Source organism: Methanobrevibacter sp. (assembly GCF_045539575.1).
In the GTDB taxonomy this organism is placed as follows: domain Archaea; phylum Methanobacteriota; class Methanobacteria; order Methanobacteriales; family Methanobacteriaceae; genus Methanocatella.
Genome location: NZ_JAZQFM010000026.1, coordinates 1 through 4,260 on the forward strand (window position 1 = coordinate 1; position 4,260 = coordinate 4,260).

Annotated in this window: 4 protein-coding genes; 1 reads left to right on the forward strand and 3 read right to left on the reverse strand. The window is 34.1% G+C overall.

The window, feature by feature from the left end:
• Window positions 1-376: hypothetical protein (locus ACKI30_RS02785; protein ID WP_407409705.1), on the reverse strand; the 376-nt coding region annotated here is incomplete at its 3' end.
• Between the two features lie 121 nt (window positions 377-497).
• Window positions 498-1,835 carry an NCS2 family permease gene (locus tag ACKI30_RS02790; protein ID WP_407409707.1) on the reverse strand — a complete coding sequence of 446 codons (1,338 nt, stop codon included), beginning with the start codon at window positions 1,833-1,835 and terminating at the stop codon, window positions 498-500.
• A 203-nt stretch (window positions 1,836-2,038) separates the two neighbouring features.
• Between ACKI30_RS02790 and ACKI30_RS02795 the strand changes: the two genes are divergently transcribed.
• Window positions 2,039-2,590, forward strand: coding sequence for a manganese efflux pump MntP family protein (locus ACKI30_RS02795; protein ID WP_407409709.1), 552 nt, complete (start codon window positions 2,039-2,041; stop codon window positions 2,588-2,590).
• A gap of 44 nt (window positions 2,591-2,634) precedes the next feature.
• Here the strand turns inward: ACKI30_RS02795 and ACKI30_RS02800 are convergent, their stop codons facing one another.
• Window positions 2,635-3,663, reverse strand: a complete 1,029-nt coding sequence (locus tag ACKI30_RS02800; protein ID WP_407409711.1) for a hypothetical protein — start codon at window positions 3,661-3,663, stop codon at window positions 2,635-2,637.
• Window positions 3,664-4,260: the final 597 nt, after the last annotated feature.

The window sequence follows — 4,260 nt, forward strand, 5'->3', positions numbered from 1 at the left end:
CATCCAGGTCATCTTCGTCGTCGTAGTCTTCCCAGTCTTCATCATCCAGGTCATCTTCGTCGTCGTAGTCTTCCCAGTCTTCATCATCCAGGTCATCTTCGTCGTCGTAGTCTTCCCAGTCTTCATCATCCAGGTCGCCTTCGTCGTCGTAGTCCTCATCAAGATAATCCTCATCATCTACATAAGAATCATCATCATTGTAAATATCTGAGTCATCATCGACATATGAATCATCAATATCATCAACAATATCATCATCTATGATATTTTCATCAATATATGAATCATCGAAATCATTTGATGCAAAGCTAACACCAATACATGTTATAAGAAGTGCAAAAAGAATAAAAATTCCAAATATTTTATTTTTATTCATATATTTCACCTCAAGTCAACTGTATTATTTATACAATCAACATTATAATGTATGAAATAAATTATATATAAAGATTAGCAAAAAAAAATAGTAAAATGGGAAAATAGGGAAATAAAAACCCCTATAATCCAAAGACCAAGTATAATATGAATACTATGAACAATACCCAAACAAGAGGGTTTAATTCTTTAGCTTTTCCGGTTGCTGCAGCCACAATTGTGTATGTGATGAAACCAAATGCAATACCTAATGAAATTGAATATGATAATACCATCATAATGATTGTCATAAATACGGCAGCAACAATAGCAAGGTTATCCCATTCGATATCCTTGATTTGAACAAACATCAATATACCTACAGTAACTAATGCTGCAGTGGTAACTGATGAAGTGAATAATGCAAGAACGGTAGGAGCAAGGAATACTGAAAGTAAGAACAAGATACCTGTTACGATAGCGGTAATACCGGTTCTTCCACCAAGACCAATACCTGTTGCACTTTCAACATATGCAGTTACGGTACTGGAACCCATGATAGCACCTACTATTCCACCTAAAGCGTCACTTATAAATGCTCTGTTAATTCCTTCGGTTGTTCCGTCTTCATTTTCAAAACCACATTCTTTTGCAAGAGGGATTAAAGTTCCAGTTGTATCGAAGAATGTAACAAAGAGTAATGAGAACAAGATAATGATTAATGTTGGAATGTTTTTAAACAGTTCTCCAAATCCGGACATGAATCCTCCGACAACACTTAAATCTAAATTAAAGGATACCCATTGAGCCGGTAAGGATGGTAATGTTGATTCTGGACCTCCAAGACCTGCTAAAGTCATGATTACACCAATTATAGCAGTTACGAGTAATCCGATAAATACTGCAGCAGGCACTTTACGTACGTATAATATTAAAGTGATTGCTATACCGATCAATGCAAGCAATACTGGAGCGGCTGATACTGAACCTAATGATACGATTGTAGCAGGATCGGATACTACGATTCCAGCATTTGCCAAACCTAAGAAAGCAAGGAAGAAACCGATACCTGCACCGATAGCAAGTTTCAAGTCTTTAGGAATAGCGTTTAAGATTGCTTCCCTTAATCCGACAATAGTAATGATTAAAAAGAGTATACTTGACAATAATACTGCGGCAAGAGCTGCTTGCCATGACAGACCCATACCCAAAACGATAGTATAGGTGAATAATGCGTTCAATCCCATTCCCGGAGCAAGTCCAACTGGATAATTGGACAGGAGCCCCATTATAATACAGGCTATACCTGATGCAATAGCAGTTGCAATAAATACACCTGAAAGTGACATTCCTGTTGCAGATAACATTCCAGGGTTTACACCCAAAATATAGGACATAGCGAGGAATGTTGTAATACCTGCAAGTATTTCGGTTTTAAAGTCAGTATTGTTTTCTTCTAACTTAAACAATTTATTTAACATATAACACCTCATTTTCCTATATGTTAATATTTTAATAATTCAAAAGTAATAAAGTATTCGCTTTATTCAATTAAAATTAATTTTCAATGGTGTTCATTCTATTTACATAATATTTGTTAAAAACTGATAAGAACTTTGGAATTTTTTTTAAAAATTTTTATTTTAAATAATATTATATATGTTGTCTTACAAAAAATTAAATAATGTTTAGTTTTATTTCTACTTTTTTGGTGGCGGTGGCATTGGCCATGGATGCATTCAGCGTGTCCATGACAAAAGGTTTCACTCAAAAGCATCTGACAAATCCGCAAATACTATATTACGGACTGTTCTTTGGAGGCTTTCAGGCGATAATGCCAATAATCGGATACTTCTGCGGCAATGTCATTGCATCATTTGTAACAACACTTGCACCGATAATCGGATTTATCCTGCTTCTTGCAATCGGAGTGAACATGATTCGTGAAAGCCTAAGCGGAGATGATGAGGAAATTACCGATGAGTTTTCATTCAGGGAAGTGACCCTGCTTGCAATTGCAACAAGCATCGACGCATTCGCAGTAGGAATTACAATTGCTCTTTTAAATGATCCGATACTGATATCATCTGCAATAATAGGTATAGTTGCATTCGTATTTGGAATCCTAGGTATATTTATTGGTAAAAAAATAGGCAATTATGTAGGTGACAAATTCCAGATACTCGGTGGTGTTATTCTTATCTTAATTGGTGTTAAGATATTGCTTGGATTTTAAAAAAAAAATAGTTTATCACCAGCTTGAAGCCGGTGAAATTAAAATTAACGTCTTCTGTAATATCTTCTTCTATATCTAAGTACTTTTATGGTATGATATGAGAAGAATGCCACAATTCCAACTACAACCGCAACGATAATCAATATTAGAATGCCCCATATGTCAAAGGAACCTCCAGTTCCATTGCTTGCATCGCTTTCATCAAATGTGATGTTTCCGATATGCTTGTATGATGGAGCTATTGGAATTTCATCAGTTTTAATGTATTTTCCTGTGAAATTGACATTGTCGACAAGACCTCCGGTACTCATTCCCCAGTATGATCCGTCATCGTTGGAGAGGTATACGTCTGTAACGTTGGTTGTGTTGCCGCATTGGAAATTGAATGTTGTAACGTCCCTTCTTGTAAGACCAAATCCGTCGGAAATTGCCAGATTGTTCATGGTTTTTATTTTGTCTGTTGCATTAGGCAAAACATCCCCAGTCCTGATGTATGTTGCCCTGTTAGGAACAGAAATATAATCATTAGGGGCTAATTTTCCGGTATAATGTGTAGTCGCTGTTGCAACACCGTAGTCTCCGTTAGGAGCTTTGATGATTACGTGACCGATTCCGTAAGATGATTTGATCTGTTGAATTTGTTCCAATGTACTTTCAGAAATGGTACTCTGATTTTCAATCATGTTTCCGGTAATGTTTTCAATTTTAACGTTATCATCACCGTCGTCAATACCTCCGTAACCTATTACCCAACCGTCATTGGTAATGATTACCTGACAGAAATAACCTGCTGAAGTTTTATATTGTTTAATAGCTTCTTTTCCATGCCAATCAATCTTTTCGATAAATATGTCCGCCGCATTTCCTGCATCTCTTCTAAAGGACATGATACTGTTGTTTCCATCCTGCTGCAATACCACAGAACAGCATCCAGTCATGTCTGATTCATTATTGTTTTCCAATATGCTTTGCAAGTCATGCACATTGTTTTGTGAAGTATCAGCGCTGACTGCAATGACGGATGAAAAGAACACTATTACAGATAATATTAATAAAGTCTTTTTTAAATCCATATAATCCTCTTTTTATAATAATTTTTTAATAAAATAGATAACAATAAAGTTATACTATTATATTTTGCTAATATAGTATTTATACTATTCTAAACTTAAATCAACTTATTTTTAGGTGCATTTAAATTAGATATAACAATTGTTTAATTAGTTAATTTATGTTATAAGATAGTACAGGTCATCTCCGGATTAAAAAAAAAAGAAATATGCAATTAGTAGATGAATATTTTCAGATGCCAACAATAGGTTAGGATCCACAGATTTTCTACGTATTAACTTAAAATGTATTAAAAATTTTCTATATTACACATCAAATTTTAATGCTGACATCATAATTTGAAGAAATTACTGAATGTCAATAACTACATCTACATGGTGCAGTCGAAAAATGACATTTTTGTAATTTCAAGCGTTAATGTCAAAACCGGAAAATTTTTTATTTTTCACAAGATTTATAAAATTTAATAAATTTCATAATGAAATCAGGCTCAGATTACCCAATATACTCCAATTCTGTCAAATCATTTTTGAGTAATGTTAAGTCATATGTAGATTATTCAGATAAATTAAAAGAAGAATTTATGAATTCTATTTATT